Raw genomic sequence first — 19,209 nt, 5'->3', positions numbered from 1 at the left:
CGCGGGTCGCCGAGTCGGACCGCGGTCCGACGGGGAGCATCCGGGTCAGATCGCGACGTCGCCGGCCCGGACGATCGCCGCAGCGCGGTGGCCGACACGCAGGCGCTCCAGGGCGGTCGTCCCCGGCGGCAACGTGACCTTCCGGGTCTGCGCCACCACGGCGATGACCGCGGCGGGGTCCAGCACCCGGGCCAGCGCCGACACGAAGGAGACCTCCGGGCTCGGCTCGCCGGCCTCGCTCGCGGCGCCGTCGTCGGGCGCGGCGCCGTCGTGCGGTCCCGGATCGCCGGCCGGGGCATCGGGCTGCGGGGCGGCGGCACGGCCGGCCCAGTTCGTCTGCCGTCCGTAGGGCAGATCGGCCAGCACGACCATCGGACGATGCCGCGCGACGATCCCGCCGGTCGCCGCCGGGTCGAAGGCGTCGGCCACCGTGACCTCGGACGGCGGTCCCTCCCGCGCCGGGTCCAGCCTCCGGGCGGCCGCGGCGGCGTCGGAGTAGCCGGGTTTGCCGTGCTGCCACGCCAGGGCGTCCAGCTCGGCGGCCCGGGCCTCGGCACCCCCGGGCGTGAGCAGCGCCAGGTTGCGGGCCGCGAGGGCGAGCGGCTCGGGGTCGGCGTCGCTGCCGACGAGCGCGGCCACCTCGTCGCGTCGCAGCAGCCCGAGCGTGGTGAGGAGCTGCCCGGTCCCGCAGCAGGGGTCCCAGACCACCACCGGACCGGGATCACCGAGCTGCTCGTGGCACCGGCCGAACAGCTCCAGCGTCAGGCGCACCGGCAGCGACGGGCGTCCGGGTGCGGAGGCGAGGACGGCGTCGAGATCGGCGAAGTTCGCGCCCGGGGCGTGGCGGTACTGCACGCGCACAGTCTCGCGCAGCACCGGGGCGTCACGAGCAGGGTCGTGACGCCCGCCCCGGTCAGGGCACGTCCACCCTGGTCAGGGCACGTCCACCCACGCGGCGGAGTCGGAGGAGCGGATCACCGCATCGGTCAGCACGGCGGCGCGCAGGCCGTCGTCGAACGTCGGCAGGCCGTCCGGTGTCTCGCCCCGGATCGCGGCGTAGGAGTCGGCGACGAAGGCGTTGAAGCAGTCCTGGTAGCCCTGCGGGTGCCCGGGCGGGAGCAGCGAGTAGTGCGCGGCCGCGTCGGAGTAGCCGGGCGCGCCGCGGTGCACGGCCAGATCGCCGTCGGGGCCGCCGACCAGCAGCGTCTCCGGGTCCTCCTGGTCGAAGCGGTACGCGGCCCGCTCGCCGTCGAGGGAGATCCGCAACGCGTTGCGACGCCCGTGCGCGGCCTGGCTGACGACGACCGACCCGGAGGCGCCGCCGTCGGTCGCGAACTGCACGGTGGTGGCCCGGCCCCCGGCCGCGGTGGTGGCCAGCAGCCGGGTGATCCGGTGCCCGCTGGTGAACTCGACCAGGTCGCACCAGTGCACGCCGACGTCGGCGAACGCCCGGTGCGCGCCGCCCTCGGCGGCGTCCCCGCGCCAGCCGGCCGGGCCGTCACCGGCCTGCCAGTTTTGCAGGTACGCGCCGTGCAGCAGGATCAGCGGGCCGGCCCCACCGGCGGCGACACGGGCCCGCGCCTCCCGGACGGCGGGGTAGAAGCGGTAGACGAACGGCACCGTCGCGACATGCCCGGCGGCCTCACCCGCCAGCTGCCGGGCGTCGGGCAGGTTCGTGGCCAGCGGCTTCTCGCAGACGACCGGCTTGCCGGCGGCCAGGGCGCGGCGGGCCAGCGGGACGTGCGTCGAGTTCGGGGTGCAGATGTGCACCACGTCGACGTCGTCGGCGTCGACCAGCTCCTCACCGGACCCGGAGGCCGCGCGGGCGCCGAGACGGGACGCGGCTTGCGCGCCGCGGTCCGGCGTGGACGCGGCCACGCGCGTGACCTGCCCGCCGGCGGCCCGGACGGCGTGCGCGTGCACCGTGCCGATGAAGCCCGCCCCGATGATCCCGGCGCGCACGGCGTCCGCCATGGGTGTCCCTCCGACTCGTCGCGGGCGCCGGTCGTCCGGCGCGTCCGCCCCCGACTCTTCTCCACCACGCCCCGATGGGCCAGAGTGCGTGTCAACGCATGTGTGGACCGACGGCGAGGGATGAGATCGATGGACTACACCGAGGGTCTGCACGACCTGGGCCGGGGCTGTCACGCGTGGCTGCAGCCGGACGGGAGCTGGGGCTGGTCGAACTCCGGGCTGGTCACCGGATCGGGGCAGTCGCTGATGGTGGACACGCTGTTCGACCTGGCCGGGGCCCGGAGGATGCTCGACGCGATCTCGCCGGTCACCGACACCCACCCCGTCGCCACCGTCGTCAACACGCACTCCGACGGCGACCACTACTTCGGAAACGAGCTCGTCGCCGGCGAGGGCGTGGAGATCATCGCCTCGGAGGCCGCCGCCGAGCTGATGAACCAGGAGGCCGTCGACGCGCTGGCCGGGGTCAAGCGGCTCGACTCGCCGACCGGGGAGTTCGCCCGTGAGATCTTCGGACCGTTCGAGTTCGAGGGCATCACCTCGACCGGGCCGACCCGGACCTTCAGCGGTGAGACCAGCGTCGACGTCGGTGGGCGCGAGGTGGCGCTGATCCAGGTCGGGCCCGCGCACACCCCCGGCGACACGCTCGTGCACGTCCCGGACGCGGGGATCCTCTACTCCGGCGACATCCTGTTCATCGGCGGCACCCCGATCGCCTGGGCCGGACCGATCTCGCGCTGGATCGGCGCCTGCGACCGGATCCTCGACATGGACGTCACCACGATCGTCCCCGGGCACGGGCCGGTCACCGACAAGACCGGCGTGCACCGCGTCCGCGAGTACCTGACCTGGGTGGAGGCGGAGGCCAGGAAGCGTTTCGCCGACGGTCTCGACGTCGACGACGCCATCGCCTCGATCGACCTCGGCGACTACGCCGCGCTCCCCGAGTACGGTCGTCTCGCCCAGAACGTCATCAACGTCTACCAGGAGCTCGACCCGGCCATGGCCCGCCCGGACCGGCTCACCGTGCTCGGCCGGATCGCCGCCCTGGAGGGCTTCGGCGAGAAGCAGGGGGAGCAGGACTGATGCGCTTCGTCACCTACGCCTCGCCCGCCGGGGACGACCGGGTCGGGCTCGTCTCCGGCGACGTCGTGCTGGGCGCGGATCCGGGCGTCACGATGGTCGACCTGCTCGACACCGGGGACCTGGCCGCCGCCGCGGCGACGATCGGGACGGCGCCGTCCGAGACCGTCGCGCTGGAGGGTCTGACGCTGCGGGCCCCGCTGCAGCCGCGGTCACTGCGTGACTTCGTCGGGTTCCTGCAGCACCTGCGCAACTGTTCCGGCCCGGCCAACATGACCGTCGACGAGCGCCACGAGCGCTATCCCCCGTTCTACTTCTCCAACGTCGCCGCCGTGATCGGCCCGCACGACGACGTCCCGGTCCCGCCCGGGTGCGAGCGCTTCGACTACGAGCTCGAGGTCGCCGCCGTGATCGGGAAGGCCGGGGCGGACATCGCCCCGGCCGACGCCTGGGACCACATCGCGGGCTACACGCTGCTCTGCGACTGGAGCGGGCGTGACCTGCAGATCGACGAGATGGCGCTCGGCCTGGGCCCGGCCAAGGGCAAGGACTCGGCGAACACGCTCGGCCCGATGCTCGTCACCGCCGACGAGCTGGAGCCGCACCGCCACGGGCGAGGGTTCACCGCGGCGATGACCGGGACCGTCAACGGCGAGGCGGTCAGCGCCGGGAGCTGGGACGACGTCGACTGGGGCTTCGACGACATGATCGCCTACGCCTCGCGCGGCACCCGCCTGCGACCGGGCGACGTGATCGGGTCCGGCACCGTGCCGTCCGGCTGCCTGTTCGAGCACTTCGCCCTGGACCCGGAGAACTTCCGCGGCTGGCTGGTCCCGGGCGACGAGGTCCGCCTGAGCGTCGAGCACCTCGGCGGGATCCGGCACCGGATTGTCGAGGGAAGGCCGGTTCCGCCGCTCTCCTCGGGGTACTGACTCTCTCTGGACCGGCCCCGGTGGCAGGTCTCACGCCCGCCGGGGTGTCCCCTCATGGCCCCGGATCCAGCAGGATCGTCCCCCGACACCCGAAATCTCCGAAAGGTCCCACTCCGTGCCGGAAGCCGCCCCACCCCGTGCCCTGTCCGACCATCAGCGCCACATCGCCCCGCACGTGTTCGTCTACGTGTTCGCCGCCGTGCCCGCGCTGGCGCTGGTCGCGGCCGTGCCGCTGGCCTGGGGATGGGGGTTGAGCCTGCTCGACGCGGGGATGGCGGTCGGTCTCTACGTCGTCTCCATGCTCGGGGTGACGGTCGGGTTCCACCGTCTGTTCACCCACCGGGCGTTCACCGCGAACCGCGGGCTGCGGATCGGCCTCGCGGTGGCCGGCAGCCTGGCCGTGCAGGGCCCCGTCCGGCACTGGGTCGCCGACCACCGTCGCCACCACGCCTACGCCGACAAGGAGGGCGACCCGCACTCGCCGTGGCGCTACGGGACGTCGCCCCGTGCGCTGGTCCGCGGGTTCTGGCACGCCCACATGGGCTGGCTGTTCGACCGGGACATGACCGACCAGCGCCGGTTCACCCCCGACCTGCTCGCCGACCGGGACATGTCCGCGGTGCACCGCGCGTTCACCGCGCTCACCGTGCTGAGCCTGTTCGGGCCGGCCGTGGTCGGCGGTCTGGTCACGATGAGCTGGTGGGGGGCGTTCACCGCGTTCTTCTGGGCCGGGCTGGTGCGGGTCGCGCTGACCCACCACGTCGCGTGGTCGACGAACTCGATCTGCCACCTCGTCGGCGAGCGGCCGTGGACCAGCCGCGACCGCTCGACCAACGTCTGGCTGCTGGCCATCCCGAGCATGGGCGAGTCCTGGCACAACCTGCACCACGCCGACCCCACCTCGGCCCGGCACGGCGTCGGCCGGGGCGAGATCGACATCTCCGCCGGGGTGATCCGGCTGTTCGAGAAGCTCGGCTGGGCCCGCGACGTCCGCTGGCCGACGCCGGCCCGTCTGGAGAAGCTCGCGGTGAAGGCCTGACGCCGGAGCGACCCCCTCAGCCGGTGTTCTTCATGCCGGCGGCGATGCCGTTGATCGTCAGCAGCAGGGCGCGCTCCAGGTCGGGGTCGGGCTCCTCGGTCGCCCGCCGCTGAGCGAGGAGCTCGACCTGCAGGTGGTGCAGCGGCTCGAGGTAGCCGTTGCGGACCTCGAGGGTGTTGCGCAGCACCGGGTGCCGGGCCAGCAGCGCCTTGTCCCCGGTCAGGGCGAGCAGCTCACGCAGGGTCAGCTCGTGCTCGGCGCGGATCAGGTCGAACAGCTTCTGCTGCGCGGGCTCGACGAGGGCGGCGACGTAGGTCGAGGCGATCCGCAGGTCGGTCTTGGCCAGCGTCATCTCGACGTTGCCGATCAGGTTGGAGAAGAACGCCCACTCGCGCATCTCCTGCAGCGCCTCGGTGTGCCCGGCCTCGCGGGCGGCGCGCAGGCCCGAGCCCAGGCCGTACCAGCCCGGCACGACCATCCGGGTCTGCGTCCACCCGAACACCCACGGGATCGCGCGCAGGTCGTCCAGCGTCGGAGGGCCGGCTCCCGGGCGCTTCGACGGCCGGGAGCCGACGTTGAGCCGTCCCAGCTCCTCCACCGGGGTGGCGGCGGTGAAGAACTCCGGCAGGTCGGGGTCGCCGACGAGTGTCCGGTAGGACTCGGTGGAGGCCGCGGAGACGCAGGTCATCACCTCGTCCCAGCGCTCCAGGGTCTTCTCCGGCCAGCGGGAGGCCTGGTGCAGCAGCGACGCGTCGAGCATCGAGGCCAGCAGGATCTCCAGGTTGTCGTGCGCGAGCGTGGGCAACGAGTACTTGTCCGAGATGACCTCGCCCTGCTCGGTGAGCTTCATCGTCGCGTCCACCGACCCGAACGGCGCCGACGCGATGGCCTCCCCGGCCGGCCCGCCACCGCGCCCGACCGAGCCGCCGCGGCCGTGGAACAGGCGCAGCCTGATCCCGTGCTCGGCGGCGACGTCGCGCAGCTGGCGCTGGGCCCGGTGGATCTCCCACTGCGAGCTGGTGATCCCGGCGCCCTTGTTCGAGTCCGAGTAGCCCAGCATGATCTCCTGCAGGTCACCGCGGTTGCGGACCTGCTGGCGGTAGCCGGGGTCGGCCAGAAGCCCCTCGAGCAGCTCGCCCGCCTTCGACAGCTCCTCGACCGTCTCGAACAGCGGGACCAGGTCCACCGACGAGCGCGGGTTCTCGTTCAGCTCGACCATGTACGACTCGCGGGCCAGCACCGCCACGGCGAGCAGGTCGTCGACGTCCTGGGCCATCGACACGATGTAGGTGCGCGCGACGTCCGGCCCGAACTCGTGCTGCACGGCGTGCAGCGTGTCGAACGTGTCGATCACCTTCGCGGCATCGTCGGGCACGCCGTAGTGCCGCCGGATCAGCGGCCGTCGCCCGCGCAGCTCGGTCGAGAGCAGCTCGCGGCGCTCCTCGCGGGTCAGCTCCGCATAGGGCTTGTCCAGCTCACCGATCGCGTCGAAGATCGCGCCCAGGGCGTCGTGGTGCTTCTGGCTGTGCTCGCGGACGTCGAGCTCGACCAGGTGCAGTCCGAGCGCGCGGGCCGAGCGGATCGCCCGGGCCAGCGTGCCCTCGGCGATGCGGGTGCCCAGGTGCCCGCGCAGCGACCGGTCCAGGACGGCCAGGTCCTCCAGGTACCCCTGCGCGCCCAGGTAGTCCAGGCCCTCGACGTGCGGGGCCTGCTCGGCGATCCGGGTGCGGGTGCGCAGCAGCCGGGCCTGGACGTAGGAGAGCTTGAGCCGGTAGGGCTCGTGCGCGTTGAGCCGGACGAACCTCTCGTAGACCTCCGGCAGCGCCCGGCGGTCGCGGGCCAGCGACCCGCGCAGCTCCTCCGACACCCCCATCACCCGCGTCGACACCGACAGCTCGGTGGTCAGCTGCTCGACCAGCCGTCCGTGGATCTTCAACGCCCGGTCGGCGTAGAGCTCGAGGACCTCACGGGTCACGCCCGCGGTGACGTTCGGATTGCCGTCCCGGTCACCGCCGACCCAGCAGCCCAGCGCCAGCGGCCGGGTGTCCTCGGGGACGGTGAGCCCGGCGGCCTCGGCCTCGGAGGCGAACTCGTCGAGCAGGTCGGGCACCGTGAGCTCGCCCAGGCGCTCGGCGAACCAGGCGATGTTGCGCGCCTCGTCGGTGACCGTGGGCTTGCCGGGACGGATCTCGTCGGTCTGCCAGAGCAGGTCCACCAGCGAGCCGAGCGACCGGTCGGAGACCCCGTCGTTCAGGCCGTCGACGACCCGGCGCAGGATCGCCAGGACCGACTGCCGCGACGACTCCGTGGGGTGCGCGGTGAACACCGGCCGAAGCTGGGCGCGGGCCAGGACGTCGGCGACCTCGTCGGGGTCGGCCTCGGCGGCCAGGCGCCGCATGACCGTGCGCAACGGGCGCGCGTCGGCCGGGCGCAGCGCGCGCAGCTCCCGGGAGCGGTGTAACTGCTCGGCCACGTTGGCCAGCTGGAAGTACTGGGAGAAGGCCCGCGCCAGGACGACCGCGGTCCCGGCGTCGACGCCGTCGAGCAGGGCGGCGACGGCGTCCGGCTCGGCCTCGCCGGAGGTCACCTCGCGGGCCCGGCGGCGGACCTGCTCGACGAGCTCCAGCAGCTCCGGGCCGGCCTGCTCGGACAGCGTCTGGCCGAGCATCGTGGAGAGCCGGCGGATGTCGGCGCGCAGGGCCTGGTGCTCGGACTCGGACACGACACCGGAGTGCGCGGACAACGAGTCGGGAGCGAGCATCTCGGCGTTGCCGTTCCGTTCGCCGGTGTTCTGTGTGTCGCTGTTCCGGGCGCCGCTGTTCTCAGCCGGGGTCCGGGGTCCGGTGGTGTCCACGGATGACCTGCACTTTCCTGGTCCGGGACGGATCAGGGCCCGGGTCGTCCGGCCCCGGGACGTCCGGCGGGTCCGCTCGCGGCGTCGTCGCCGAGCGTGTCGTCACCGATCATCGTCGCGTCCCGGTGGGGCAAAACCCAGCCCGCAACGCACCCGTTACCCCCACGACACACGCCCACCGGCACCGGGGTGAGCCTCGCCGGTGCGCGGAACGGACGCGGCGCCCGTCGCGTCCGGCGCTACGGATGTCACCTCCGTGGCGTCCTGACCAGCCCGGATCAGCCGGGGACGAGACCGGCGGCGAGGATGCGGCCCGCCTCCGCGACGACGGCGGCGACGGAGTCCGAGGGCGCGTCCGGGTTCGCGGGCGCGGCGAAGACCGACATGATCAGCGGAGCACGCCCCGGTGGGCGGACGACGGCGACGTCGTTCACCTCGCCCTGGTCGCCGGAACCGGTCTTGTCACCGACGCCCCACCCGGCCGGGAGCCCGGCCTTGATCCGGGTACCCCCGGTGGTGTTCGCGTTGAGCCAGCCGTAGAGGACGTCGCGGCCCTGCGGGTCGAGGGCGTCGCCGAGGGCGAGCGCGCGGATGTTCGACGCCATCCGCGCGGGGGTGGACGTGTCGCGCTCGTCGCCGGGGGAGGTCGTGTTCAGACCCGGTTCGGTGCGGTCCTGGCGGGTCACGGTGTCGCCGATGGTGCGGACGTAGGCGGTCAGCGCGGGCGGGCCGCCCAGGACGCCGAGCAGCAGGTTCATCGCGGTGTTGTCGCTGACGGTGATCGCGGCCCGGCACAGCTCGGAGACCGGCAGGCCGTCGGCGACGTGCTGCGACGTGATGGGGGAGTTGCGCACGATCTGCGACGCGTCGTAGCGGATCCGGCGGTCGAGCAGGCCGGGCTGTGTGGTGCGCATCTGCAGGATCGCGGCGGCGGCGAGGAACTTCGACGTCGAGCACATCAGGAACCGCTCGTCGGCGCGGTGGCCGATCACCGTGCCGTTCCCGGTGTCGGTCGCACTGACCCCGAGCCGTCCGCCGAAGCGCTGCTCCAGGGAGGCGAGCTGCTCCTGCGCGGACGCAGCCGGTGTCCCGGACGCCGGCGTCGAGCCCGACCCTCCGGAGGGCGCCTGCCCGGCCGGCGCGGGCGAGGTGTCCGACGAGCAGCCGGCCACCACCGCCCCCAACCCGGCCAGACCGCCGAGCAGCACCGCCCGCCGTCCCACGCCCGTGCGCCCCGCTCCCGACCGGCTTCCCGAACCTCCGACGATCATGCCCCGAACCTAAGCGGCCCCCGCACCGGGCGGACCACCGCCTCTCCGCGCCTCGACGGTCCGCGCTCGGCGACCCGGACCCGGCGACCCGGACCCGGCGACCCGGACCCGGCGACCCGGACCGGGCCTGACGACCAGCGAGCGGCACACCAGTGCTTGGTGATCTTGACCCGACGACAATGACGTGCCGCTCGGCGTTCCGATCGGGCCCCTGCGTTCGGCACACACGGAGGCGTCGAGGCGCAGGACCTTTCCGCCATCGCCCGCGCCGATCCAGCGAGCGGCACGTTCGTCGCAACCTTGTCGACGAGAGTCCCGCTCGTCGGACGAGTGCCCCGCCCACCCCGTCGACGCCGGTCCGGCGACCGGCACTCCCGTTCAACCGGTTCGGACGAGAGGACCGCTCAATCGGCCGGGCTCGTGTGCACGACCTGGCGGGCCTCCTGAGCGGGCGAGGTGATGGACCCGTCAGGACTCCGGTGATCGGCGGACCGGTCCCGGTGGTGGCCACCTGAAGCCACGAACGGGACCCGATCGCTGATCATGGGCCCCGGATACGGGCTCCGGGACGCCGAACGGCGCGCTCACGTCGTGAGCGCGCCGTCGGTCGTGCGGTGCCGGTCCGGCGGTGCGCCGGCCGGGAGACGTGCGGATCAGGCGGGGGCGGCGTCCAGGTCCTGGGCCAGGAGGTCGGCCAGAGCGTCCAGGGCGGCCTCGCCGTCGGCGTCGTCGGTCGAGGCGAGCACGACCTCCTCGCCGGACTGCACGCCCAGCCCGAGCACGCTCAGGATGCTGCGGGCGTCGACCGGCCCGCGGTCGCCGGACGCGGCGATGGTGACCTTGGCCGGCTGCTTGCCGGCGGCGGTGCAGAACAGGTTGGCGGGGCGGGCGTGCAGCCCCACGGACGATCCGATGGTGACGCGGCGCTCGGCCATGACGTGACTCCTTCGACGGTGCGGTGGCGCAGGGAGAGGGGCGGGTGGGTCAGGCGACGGCGGCGGTGGCCGGTGCGGTCGCGGTGGCCGGCACGTCGGCCTCGGCGGTCGTGCGGCGGCCGACCGACTTCAGGGCGATCACCAGGGCGGCCGAGACGAGCGTTCCGGCGACGATCGCGAACAGGTAGGCGAACGGGTTGCCGATCAGCGGGACCACGAAGATGCCACCGTGCGGGGCGCGCAGGGTGGAGCCGAAGGCCATCGACAGCGAGCCGGTGACGGCGGAGCCGACCATCAGCGACGGGATCACCCGCAGCGGGTCCGCGGCCGCGAACGGGATCGCGCCCTCGGTGATGAAGGAGGCGCCGAGCAGCCACGCGGCCCGGCCGTTCTCCTGCTCGACCTCGGTGAACAGGCGCTTGCGCACGGTCGTGGCCAGGGCCATCGCCAGCGGCGGGGTCATGCCGGCCGCCATCACCGCGGCCATGATCAGCAGTGCGGTGTCGGACTCGGTGGACAGGCCGGCGACGGCGAAGGCATAGGCGGCCTTGTTCACCGGGCCACCCATGTCGAAGGCCATCATCAGGCCGAGCAGGGCGCCGAGCAGGACGGCGTTGGTGCCGGAGAGGCCGTTGAGCCAGCTGGTCAGACCCGTCGTCGCGGCGGCGAGAGGCTGCCCGACCACCACGAACATGACCGCGCCGACGACGGCGGTACCGATCAGCGGCAGCACCAGGACCGGCATGATCCCGGCGAGCGCCCGGGGCACCCGGAACGTCTTGAGCCAGTAGATCAGCGCACCGGCGAGCAGACCGGCGACGAGACCGCCGAGGAACCCGGCCTGGGTCTGCACCGCGATCAGGCCGCCGACGAAACCGGGTACCAGGGCCGGGCGGTCGGCGATGGCGTAGGCGATGAAGCCGGCCAGCACCGGGACGAGCAGGCTGAACGCCAGCGACCCGATCTGGAACGACAGGGCCGCCCAGGACATCAGCGACGCGGCGTTGAACGCCGAGGAGACGACGCCGTCGTCACCGACGCTCACGATGTCCGGTGCCTCGGTGATCTGGTAGCCGCCGAGCGCGAAACCGAGCGCGATCAGCAGGCCGCCCGCGGCCACGAACGGGATGACGTAGCTGACGCCGGTCATCAGCCAGCCGCGCAGCTTCGAGCCGAAGCCGGGGCCGGAGGACTTGACGGACATGTCGCGCGACTCGCTGCGCTGGGCCGGGACGGTCCCGGCCGCGGCCTTGGGACGAGCGGTGGCCTCGGCGACGGCGGCCTCGATGAGACCGTCGGCGCCGCCGATGGCCTTCTTCACGCCGACCGCGATGGTGGGCAGGTGCGCGAAGCGCTCCTTGTCCCGGACCTCGACGTCGGCGGCGAGGATGATCGCCTCGGCCTCGGCGAGCTGCTCCGGGGTGAACGGGGTGGAGCCGGCCGAGCCCTGGGTCTCGACCACGATCTCGTGGCCCGCCTCCTCGGCGGCGACCTCGAGGGCCTCGGCGGCCATGTAGGTGTGCGCGATGCCGGTCGGGCACGCGGTCACGGCGAGGAGCTTCATGCTCCTACCTCCTGCTGGATGAAGGTGGCGACGGCCGCGGCGTCGGTGGCGCCGAGCAGCTCGTTCTTGAAGGACTTGCGGACCAGGCGACGGGCCAGCGCGGCCAGCACCGTCATGTGGTCGGTGTTCCCGCCCTCCGGGGCGGCGATCATGAAGATCAGGTTCGCGGGGCCGTCCTCGGCGCCGAAGTCGACGCCGGAGGTGCTGCGCCCGAACGCGAGGCTGGGCTCGGTGACGGCGGCCGAGCGGCAGTGCGGGATGCCGATGCCCCCTTCGAGACCGGTCGGCATCTGGGCCTCGCGGGCCTCGATGTCGGCGAGGAACTGGTCCAGGTCGGTGACCCGGCCCGCGGCCTGAAGCCGCCGGGCCAGGGCGTCGACCGTGGCCTTGCGGTCGGCCGAGGGCACGTCGAGGTCGACCAGATCGGCGGTGATCAGCGGTGCGGTCATGCGGCATCTCCGGTGAGGGCGAAGGTGACGTCCGGGGTCGGTTCCAGGACGACGTCGTCGAGGTGGATGTCGTGCGGACCCGGGCCGGCGGTGCCCGGTAGGCGGCAGGCCGCGGCGCCGTAGGCCACGGCCAGCCGCAGGGCGTCGGGTCCCTCGCCACCGGCGGCCAGGAACCCGGCCAGGGTGGAGTCTCCGGCGCCCACCGTGCTGCGCACGGTGATCGGTGGGGTCCGGGCGTGGTGCTCGCCGGACCGGTCGACCAGCAGGGCGCCACCGGCGCCCAGGCTGACCAGGACGGAGCCGATCCCGCGGGCGCGCAGCTCGCGGGCGGCCAGCAGCACGTCGCCGAGGCTGCCCAGCGGGCGCCCGACGAGCTCGGCCAGCTCCTCGTGGTTGGGCTTGATCAGGTCGGGGTGCGCGGCCACCGCGGCGTGCAGCGGCGCGTCGGAGGTGTCGACGGCGATCTTCAACCCGGGACGGCGGGCGCGGCGGACGAGCTCGGCGTGGAAGTCGTCGCCCACCCCGGCCGGCAGCGACCCGCAGCTGACCAGCCAGGACGCGCCCGCGCCGAGCGTGACGGCCCGGTGCATGAGCGCCTCGGCCTCGGCCGCGCTCAGCGACGGGCCCCGCTCGTTGATCTTCGTCGTGACGCCGTCCGGCTCCACCAGGGTGATGTTGGTGCGGGTGGCGTCGGCGATCGGCACCGTCACCGTGGTGACCGCGGTGGTCTCCAGCAGCTCGGCGAGCCGGTTGCCCGGGGTCAGACCCGAAGGCAGCAGCGCGATCGTCCGGTGCCCGGCCGCGGCCAGCGCGCGGGCGACGTTGACGCCCTTGCCGCCCGGGTCGATCCGCACCGAGGTGGCGCGGTGCACCCCTCCGCGGACGAGCTCGGGGAGCTCGATCGTGCGGTCCAGGCTGGGGTTCGGGGTGACGGTGACGATCGGCGCCCCGTTCGCCGACGAGCTCGCCGACGAGCTCACGGAGGAAGGAGTCATGCGCGCACCACTCTCGGTCCGGCGGCCTCGAGCTCGGAGGAGTCCGTCGCGTCGAGGCCGGTGTCGGTGATCAGGACGTCGATCTCGTCGAGCGTCCCGAAGCGGACGAACTGGTCGGCCTTGTACTTGGTGGCGTCGGCCAGGACGACGGAGCGGCGCGCGGAGCGGATCATCGCCCGCTTGGCCGCGCCCTCGTCCGGGTCCGGGGTGGACAGGCCGCGCTCGGCGGAGAAGCCGTTCGCGCCGAGGAACGCGACGTCGACGGTGAGCCGGCCCAGCGTCTCGACGGTCCAGTCGTCGACGGTGGCCATCGTCGTCCCGCGGACGCGGCCGCCGATCAGCCGCAGCACCACGTTCGGGCGCCCGGCCAGCTGCGTCGCGATCGGCAGCGAGTTCGTGACGACGGTGAGGTCGCGGTCGCGGGGCAGCATCGCGGCCAGGCGGGAGGTGGTGGTGCCGGCGTCGAGCAGCACCGTCGTCGCCCGCTCCAGCTCGGACAGGGCGGCCTTGGCGATCCGCTCCTTCTCCGCCCCGGCGACCGCGTCGCGCTGGCCGACGCCCGGCTCGAAGCCCAGCAGGTCAGAGGGGATGGCGCCGCCGTGCACGCGCCGGACGAGGCCCTGACGCTCCAGGGAGCCGAGGTCGCGCCGGATGGTCTCCGGGGTGACGTCGAGCTCCTCGGCGGTCGCGGCGACGTCGACCCGACCCTCGTCCCGGGTCCGGTCGAGCAACCACTGCTGACGCTCCGCTGCGTACATCTTTGTTTGCTCCCGCTTCGATGCTTGCTTGTGTCTGAGTATGTGGGTTTTACTGTGTTTGTCAACGGGTCACGTCGACGTCACCCCAGGGAGATCTCGAGATGTCGCTTCGCACGATGAACGGAATCCCGGCCAGCCCGGGCCGGGCCGGTGGCCGCGTGGTGCGCGTCGCCGAACCCCCGGGTGAGCCGCTCGCGGGGCCCGCCCCGGCGGACGCCGCCGCGGAGGCGGACCGGATCGCGCCGGCCGTCGAGATCGTGTCCGAGCGACTCCGCGCCCGGGCCGCGACCGTGGACGGCGACGCCCGGGACGTCCTGGAGGCGACCGTGACGATGGTCGGCGACCCGGCGCTGCTCGACAACGCGCGCGAGCTCGTCACCGGCCAGGGCCGCCCCGCCGCCCGCGCGGTGTGGGAGGCGGCCAACCAGTTCGCCGACATGCTCGCCGGGATGGGCGGCTACATGGCCGAACGCGCCCGCGACATCCACGACGTCCGGGACCGGATCGTCGCCGAGATCCTCGGCCTGCCCGCGCCCGGCGTCTCCGACCTCGACGCCCCGGCCGTGCTGGTCGCCACCGACCTGGCCCCGGCCGACACCGCGGGCCTGCGCCCGGGTGTCGCGCTCGCGCTGGTCACCGAGCAGGGCGGCCCGACCAGCCACACCGCGATCCTGGCCCGCTCGCTGGGCATCCCGGCCGTCGTCGGCTGTGCCGGCGCGCTCGGGCTGACCGAGGGCGCGGCCGTCGTCGTCGACGGCGCGACCGGTGAGGTCGTCGAGGTGGCGACGCTGGAGGAGGCGACGGTGGCGACCGCCGCGGCCGTTGCCGAGAGGAGCGCACGCGGAACGAGAATGGGCGCCGCCGACTGGGACGGGGCCGGGCGGACCGCGGACGGGCACGTCGTCCCGCTGCTGGCCAACGTCGGCGACGGGCCGGGCGCGCAGAAGGGCGCGGGCGACCGGGCCGAGGGCGTGGGCCTGTTCCGCACCGAGCTGGCGTTCCTCTCCGCCGCCGAGGAGCCGACCGAGGCCCGCCAGCGCGAGGTCTACGCCGCGGTGCTCTCGGCGTTCGCGGGCAAGCCGGTCACCGCCCGGACCCTCGACGCGGGCGCGGACAAGCCGCTGCCGTTCCTGTCCCTGGACGGCGAGCCGAACCCGGCCCTGGGCGTGCGCGGCCTGCGGATCGCGCGCGTTCCCGGCAACGGCGACGGCGTGCTGGACCGCCAGCTCGGCGCGCTCGCCGCGGCGGCGAAGGAGACCGGCGTCGAGCTCAAGGTGATGGCCCCGATGGTCGCCACCGCCGACGAGGCCGCCTGGTTCGTGCAGCGCTGCCGTGCGCACGGCATCACCCAGGCCGGCGTCATGATCGAGATCCCGGCGGCGGTGCTGACCGCGGACGAGATCCTGCGCGAGGTGGACTTCGTCTCGGTCGGCACGAACGACCTGGCCCAGTACCTGTTCGCCGCCGACCGCCAGTCCGGGCCGGTGGCCGCGCTCAACGACCCGTGGCAGCCGGCGTTGCTGCGCCTGATCGGGATGCTCGGCGAGGCCTCGGCCCGCACCGGCACCCCCGTCGGCGTGTGCGGTGAGGCGGCGGCGGACCCGGCGCTGGCGCCGGTGCTCGTCGGGCTGGGGGTGGCGAGCCTGTCCATGGGCTCCGGCGCGCTGGCCGCGGTCGGCGCCGGGCTGGCCGGGCTGACCCTGGAGCAGTGCCGGGAGCGGGCCCGCGCGGCGTGCGCGGCGCCGGACCCGTTCGAGGCCCGGGCCGCGGTGCGGGCCCTCGACCCGGCCTGAGCCGGCCGGTCCGGGGAGACACGGCGCGGGGCTACTCCAGCAGTCCCGCGTCGTGGGCGAGCATCGCGACCTGCACCCGGTTGTCGGCGTCGAGCTTGCTCAGAAGGCGGGACACGTGTGTCTTCACCGTCGCCTCGGACAGGTGCAGTGCACGGCCGATCTCGGCGTTGCTCCCACCGCGGGCGACGCCGAGCAGGACCTCGCTCTCCCGGCCGGTGAGTCCGGCCAGGCGTTCCTGCGCGGCGGCGCGGCGGCCGCCGTCGCCGTAGGCCGCGGTGAAGTGGCGCAGCAGGCGGGTGGTGACGGTCGGGGAGAGCATCGCCTCACCGGTGGCCACGACCTGCACCGCCTCCACCAGCCGTCGCGGCGGGGTGTCCTTGAGCAGGAACCCGCTGGCCCCGGCCTGCAGCGCGCGGAACACGTAGTCGTCGAGGTCGAACGTCGTGAGCACGACGACGCGCGGCGGGTCGGGCATCGCGGTCAGCGTGCGGGTGGCGGACAGGCCGTCGACGCGGGGCATCCGGATGTCCATCAGCACCACGTCCGGGCGGTGCGCGCGGACCGCATCCGGGGCCTCGTCGCCGTCCGAGGCCTCGCCGACGATCCGCAGGTCCTCGGCGCTGCCGAGGATCGCGGCCAGGCCGGACCGCACCAGCGGGTCGTCGTCGACGAGCAGCACTCGCGTGGGTGCGCCGGCCACATTCCCGGGCGCGGTCACGACGGCCACGGCAGGGCGGCGCGGGTGACGAAGCCGCCCCGCTCGTCGACGGTGGCGGAGAACGTGCCGCCGAGCAGCTGGACCCGCTCGCGCAGCCCCACCAGGCCGGTCCCGCTGCCCGGCGGAGGCGTCGCCGGTGCCCGCCCGACCGCGCGCGGTGTGCGCACCTCCACCTCCAGCGCCGTCCCCGGCCCGCCGCCGAGGCGCACCGACGCCGTCGCGCCGGGGGCGTGCTTGCGGGCGTTGGTCAGGCCCTCCTGCACGATCCGGTAGGCGGTGCGGCCGAGCAGCTCCGGCGGGTCGCCGTCCAGCTCGGTGCTCAGCTCCACCTCGGTGCCGGCCGCGCGGCTGGACTCGGCGAGGCGGTCGATCCCGGACGTCGTGGGCTGCGGGGCCAGGTCGGTGCCGGGGTCGGCGCCGTCGTCACCGCGCAGCACGCCGAGGATCTCCCGCAGGTCGGTCAGGGCGCCGCGGGCCTGCTCGCCGATCAGGGCGGCGTCGCGCTCGACCTTCTCCGGCCCGGCGCCCGGGTTCAGCTCCAGCCCGCCGGCGTGCAGCGCGACCAGGGAGATCCGGTGGGCGAGGACGTCGTGCATCTCGCGGGCGATGCGGGCCCGCTCGGCGCGTGCGGCGTGTTCGAGGTGGGCCTGCTGCTCGGCGTCGGCGCGCTCGGCCCGCTCCTCCAGCGAGGCGAGGAAGTCCCGGCGCGCGCCGAGGTAGGCGCCGAACGCCACCGGCAGCGCCAGGAAGACGACCTCCATCAGCGCGACGAGGGTGACCGCGGCCCCGGGCGTCTTGCCCTCCAGCGCCATCGACGGCACCAGCGCGACCGCGGCGAGCAGCGTCAGGATCACCAGTACCCGGTCCCGGCGCACGGTGGCCAGCGTGACCATCGCGGCCGCGATCAGGAACGAGTTGCCCGAGGGCAGCGTGAGGACCATGGCGAGCAGGGCGACCGGCACCGGGAACCGCCGCCGCCAGAGCATCGACACGGCGGCGACGACGGTGCTCGCCACGCCCAGCCACGTCGCGGCGTCGAAGGCGACCGGTGCTCCGGTGGTCAGGAGCGGGAGTGCGGGGAAGGCCGCGGTGAGCAGCAGCACCACCGTCAGCACGAGGTCGACCCACCGGTCGACCTGCTCGTGACGTCCCCGCCACGGCGCGGGTTCGGCGTCGGTCATGGTGGCGAGCCTAGGAGGGAGGGGCCCCGCCGCGCGTCCGACGATCGTCGCGATCGGCGGCCACCCGGAGCGCGACGATCGTCGCGGCCGGACGCGACGTCGTCCCGATGTGGCGGACCACCCCGCAGCCGCAGGCTTCTCGCCATGATCGATGTCAACGACCTGACCAAGCGCTACCGGGACACGGTGGCCGTCGACGGGGTGAGCTTCACCTGCGCACCCGGCACCGTGACCGGGCTGCTCGGACCGAACGGCGCGGGGAAGTCCACCACCCTGCGGATGCTGCTCGGCCTCGTCCATCCGACGTCCGGGACGGCCACCGTGGGCGGCGTGCCCTACGACCGGATCGGCAGCCCGGCGCGGGTGGTGGGCGCGATGCTCGACGCGTCCGCGCTGCACCCGGGCCGCACCTGCCGGGAGACGCTGCGGGTGACCGCGGGCCTGCTGGACCTGCCCTCCGGCGTCGCCGACACCGCCCTGGAGCGGGTCGGCCTCTCCGGTGCGGCGCGCCGGCGGGTCGGGCGTCTGTCGCTGGGCATGCGCCAGCGGCTGGGCATCGCCCACGCCCTGCTCGGCGACCCCTCGGTGCTGGTACTCGACGAGCCGGTGAACGGCCTGGACCCGGACGGCATGCGGTGGATGCGCGGTCTGCTGCGCGAGTTCGCCTCCGGCGGCGGCACGGTGCTGCTGTCGAGCCACCTGCTCGGCGAGGTGGGCGCGGTCGCCGACCGCGTCGTCGCGATGCGGGAGGGCCGGGTGGTCGGCTGTGGACCGGTCGCGGAGCTGGCGTCCGGCGCCGGCGGGCTGGAGGACTGGTTCCTCGCCCGCACCGGTGGACACGTCGTCGGTGGGGGTGCGGCATGAGCACGCAGCTGCACACCACCCCGCTCGACCGCGGGACCGCGCGGCCGCCGCTGACCCGCCTCGTCGGGTTCGAGCTGCGCAAGGCCGTGGACACGGCGCCCGTCCCCCTGCTGCTGCTCGCCGTCCTCGGGCTCGGCGTCACGGCCGTGGTCTACAAGGCGGTCGCACCCGGCCCGGAGGTGACGCTGTACCGCGAGGCCGGGGTCGCGATGATCGCCTCGCCGCTGCTGGCCGTGCTCGGGGTGTTCGCCTCGGCGTCCGAGTGGGGCGAGCGGACGGTGGCGGTGTCGTTCCTGCTGGAGCCGCGGCGGGGGCGGGTGCTGGCCTCGCGCGCGGTCGTCGCGGTGCTGCTCGGTCTCGGCGTCACCGCCGTGCTGCTCGGGGCCGCCCTGGTGACGACCGCGCTGGCCGGGGAAGGTCCGGCCGCGTGGGCGGACCCGGGCACCGCGATCGCCCGCGGGCTCGGCTACGCGCTGGTGCCGGTGCTGTCAGGGATCGCGCTCGGGACGCTGTTCCCCCGGGTCGTCGTCGCGGTCCTCGTCTACCTGCTCGCCCCGTCGGCGCTCTCGACGGCGGTCGGCCTGATCGCCGGCGACGGCGCCGCGCGGTGGGTCGACGTGTCCTCGGCGGCCGAGTTCGCCCGGCCCGGGACGGCCGGACCGGCGACGGTGGCGGTCCTGATCTGGATCGTCGCGCCGCTCGCGCTCGGGACGTACCGCTGGTTCCGCAGAGACGTCGCCTGACCCCGAGACGACGCCGCGTCGTGCCCCGGATCGCCTGCGGGACAGGCATCCGGGGC

Annotated in this window: 17 protein-coding genes; 6 read left to right on the top strand and 11 right to left on the bottom strand. The window is 74.3% G+C overall.

Annotated features, from left to right (window positions below; all coding sequences use genetic code 11):
• Positions 1-45: 45 nt before the first annotated feature.
• Together EV383_RS28810 and EV383_RS28805 are read right to left on the bottom strand one after the other, a co-directional pair.
• Positions 46-855, bottom strand: a complete 810-nt coding sequence (locus EV383_RS28810) for an rRNA methyltransferase (protein WP_130293018.1) — start codon at positions 853-855, stop codon at positions 46-48.
• Between the two features lie 78 nt (positions 856-933).
• Positions 934-1,974 carry a Gfo/Idh/MocA family protein gene (locus EV383_RS28805; protein WP_130293016.1) on the bottom strand — a complete coding sequence of 347 codons (1,041 nt, stop codon included), beginning with the start codon at positions 1,972-1,974 and terminating at the stop codon, positions 934-936.
• A gap of 129 nt (positions 1,975-2,103) precedes the next feature.
• Here EV383_RS28805 and EV383_RS28800 point away from each other — a divergent pair, with 129 nt between their 5' ends.
• The 3 genes from EV383_RS28800 to EV383_RS28790 all read left to right on the top strand — a co-directional run bounded on the left by EV383_RS28800 (position 2,104) and on the right by EV383_RS28790 (position 5,028).
• On the top strand, positions 2,104-3,060 hold the full coding sequence (locus EV383_RS28800) for an MBL fold metallo-hydrolase (protein ID WP_242623356.1): 957 nt from the start codon (positions 2,104-2,106) through the stop codon (positions 3,058-3,060).
• Positions 3,060-3,989, top strand: coding sequence for a fumarylacetoacetate hydrolase family protein (locus EV383_RS28795; RefSeq protein WP_242623355.1), 930 nt, complete (start codon positions 3,060-3,062; stop codon positions 3,987-3,989). The genes EV383_RS28800 and EV383_RS28795 overlap by 1 nt, the downstream gene beginning before the upstream one ends.
• A gap of 142 nt (positions 3,990-4,131) precedes the next feature.
• A complete protein-coding gene (locus tag EV383_RS28790) occupies positions 4,132-5,028 on the top strand; it encodes an acyl-CoA desaturase (RefSeq protein ID WP_423213705.1) in 897 nt (298 codons plus the stop codon).
• 16 nt (positions 5,029-5,044) lie between these two features.
• Here the strand turns inward: EV383_RS28790 and ppc are convergent, their stop codons facing one another.
• The 7 genes from ppc to EV383_RS28755 form a co-directional block, all read right to left on the bottom strand.
• On the bottom strand, positions 5,045-7,882 hold the full coding sequence (ppc, locus tag EV383_RS28785; protein WP_242623354.1) for a phosphoenolpyruvate carboxylase: 2,838 nt from the start codon (positions 7,880-7,882) through the stop codon (positions 5,045-5,047).
• A 278-nt stretch (positions 7,883-8,160) separates the two neighbouring features.
• Positions 8,161-9,105 (bottom strand): class A beta-lactamase, encoded by a 945-nt coding sequence (gene bla, locus EV383_RS28780; RefSeq protein ID WP_242623353.1) that lies wholly within the window; start codon positions 9,103-9,105, stop codon positions 8,161-8,163.
• 701 nt (positions 9,106-9,806) lie between these two features.
• Positions 9,807-10,088: an HPr family phosphocarrier protein gene (locus EV383_RS28775; protein ID WP_130293006.1), complete on the bottom strand. Its 282-nt coding sequence runs from the start codon at positions 10,086-10,088 to the stop codon at positions 9,807-9,809.
• Between the two features lie 49 nt (positions 10,089-10,137).
• On the bottom strand, positions 10,138-11,652 hold the full coding sequence (locus tag EV383_RS28770) for a PTS fructose transporter subunit IIC (RefSeq protein ID WP_130293004.1): 1,515 nt from the start codon (positions 11,650-11,652) through the stop codon (positions 10,138-10,140).
• Positions 11,649-12,101 carry a PTS sugar transporter subunit IIA gene (locus tag EV383_RS28765; protein ID WP_130293002.1) on the bottom strand — a complete coding sequence of 151 codons (453 nt, stop codon included), beginning with the start codon at positions 12,099-12,101 and terminating at the stop codon, positions 11,649-11,651. Before EV383_RS28765 ends, EV383_RS28770 begins: the two co-directional genes overlap by 4 nt.
• Positions 12,098-13,096: a 1-phosphofructokinase gene (pfkB, locus tag EV383_RS28760; RefSeq protein ID WP_130293000.1), complete on the bottom strand. Its 999-nt coding sequence runs from the start codon at positions 13,094-13,096 to the stop codon at positions 12,098-12,100. The genes EV383_RS28765 and pfkB overlap by 4 nt, the downstream gene beginning before the upstream one ends.
• Positions 13,093-13,854, bottom strand: a complete 762-nt coding sequence (locus EV383_RS28755; RefSeq protein ID WP_130292998.1) for a DeoR/GlpR family DNA-binding transcription regulator — start codon at positions 13,852-13,854, stop codon at positions 13,093-13,095. Before EV383_RS28755 ends, pfkB begins: the two co-directional genes overlap by 4 nt.
• Before the next feature lie 101 nt (positions 13,855-13,955).
• Between EV383_RS28755 and ptsP the strand changes: the two genes are divergently transcribed.
• Positions 13,956-15,647, top strand: a complete 1,692-nt coding sequence (ptsP, locus tag EV383_RS28750; RefSeq protein ID WP_130292996.1) for a phosphoenolpyruvate--protein phosphotransferase — start codon at positions 13,956-13,958, stop codon at positions 15,645-15,647.
• 31 nt (positions 15,648-15,678) lie between these two features.
• On the opposite strand, the gene EV383_RS28745 is transcribed toward ptsP, so the two are convergent.
• Both EV383_RS28745 and EV383_RS28740 read right to left on the bottom strand, forming a co-directional pair.
• Positions 15,679-16,365, bottom strand: a complete 687-nt coding sequence (locus tag EV383_RS28745) for a response regulator (protein ID WP_423213671.1) — start codon at positions 16,363-16,365, stop codon at positions 15,679-15,681.
• On the bottom strand, positions 16,362-17,546 hold the full coding sequence (locus EV383_RS28740; protein ID WP_130292994.1) for a sensor histidine kinase: 1,185 nt from the start codon (positions 17,544-17,546) through the stop codon (positions 16,362-16,364). The genes EV383_RS28745 and EV383_RS28740 overlap by 4 nt, the downstream gene beginning before the upstream one ends.
• Positions 17,547-17,690: 144 nt before the next feature.
• On the opposite strand from EV383_RS28740, the gene EV383_RS28735 reads away from it, so the two are divergent.
• Positions 17,691-18,410, top strand: coding sequence for an ABC transporter ATP-binding protein (locus EV383_RS28735; RefSeq protein WP_130292992.1), 720 nt, complete (start codon positions 17,691-17,693; stop codon positions 18,408-18,410).
• Positions 18,407-19,153 (top strand): hypothetical protein, encoded by a 747-nt coding sequence (locus EV383_RS28730; protein ID WP_130292990.1) that lies wholly within the window; start codon positions 18,407-18,409, stop codon positions 19,151-19,153. The genes EV383_RS28735 and EV383_RS28730 overlap by 4 nt, the downstream gene beginning before the upstream one ends.
• Positions 19,154-19,209 lie beyond the last annotated feature (56 nt).

Source organism: Pseudonocardia sediminis (genome assembly GCF_004217185.1).
In the GTDB taxonomy this organism is placed as follows: domain Bacteria; phylum Actinomycetota; class Actinomycetes; order Mycobacteriales; family Pseudonocardiaceae; genus Pseudonocardia; species Pseudonocardia sediminis.
The sequence above is the reverse complement of the archived record's forward strand: the minus strand, read 5'-3'. Positions and strand labels throughout refer to the sequence as shown.

Excerpts from the sequence above, each read along its gene's own strand:
- EV383_RS28770 (WP_130293004.1), bottom strand. The coding sequence starts at position 11,652 with ATGAAGCTCCTCGCCGTGACCGCGTGCCCGACCGGCATCGCGCACACC.
- EV383_RS28730 (WP_130292990.1), top strand. The coding sequence starts at position 18,407 with ATGAGCACGCAGCTGCACACCACCCCGCTCGACCGCGGGACCGCGCGG.
- EV383_RS28755 (WP_130292998.1), bottom strand. The coding sequence starts at position 13,854 with ATGTACGCAGCGGAGCGTCAGCAGTGGTTGCTCGACCGGACCCGGGAC.
- pfkB (WP_130293000.1), bottom strand. The coding sequence starts at position 13,096 with ATGACTCCTTCCTCCGTGAGCTCGTCGGCGAGCTCGTCGGCGAACGGG.
- EV383_RS28795 (WP_242623355.1), top strand. The coding sequence starts at position 3,060 with ATGCGCTTCGTCACCTACGCCTCGCCCGCCGGGGACGACCGGGTCGGG.
- EV383_RS28765 (WP_130293002.1), bottom strand. The coding sequence starts at position 12,101 with ATGACCGCACCGCTGATCACCGCCGATCTGGTCGACCTCGACGTGCCC.
- EV383_RS28800 (WP_242623356.1), top strand. The coding sequence starts at position 2,104 with ATGGACTACACCGAGGGTCTGCACGACCTGGGCCGGGGCTGTCACGCG.
- EV383_RS28805 (WP_130293016.1), bottom strand. The coding sequence starts at position 1,974 with ATGGCGGACGCCGTGCGCGCCGGGATCATCGGGGCGGGCTTCATCGGC.
- EV383_RS28775 (WP_130293006.1), bottom strand. The coding sequence starts at position 10,088 with ATGGCCGAGCGCCGCGTCACCATCGGATCGTCCGTGGGGCTGCACGCC.
- EV383_RS28735 (WP_130292992.1), top strand. The coding sequence starts at position 17,691 with ATGATCGATGTCAACGACCTGACCAAGCGCTACCGGGACACGGTGGCC.
- ptsP (WP_130292996.1), top strand. The coding sequence starts at position 13,956 with ATGTCGCTTCGCACGATGAACGGAATCCCGGCCAGCCCGGGCCGGGCC.
- EV383_RS28740 (WP_130292994.1), bottom strand. The coding sequence starts at position 17,546 with ATGACCGACGCCGAACCCGCGCCGTGGCGGGGACGTCACGAGCAGGTC.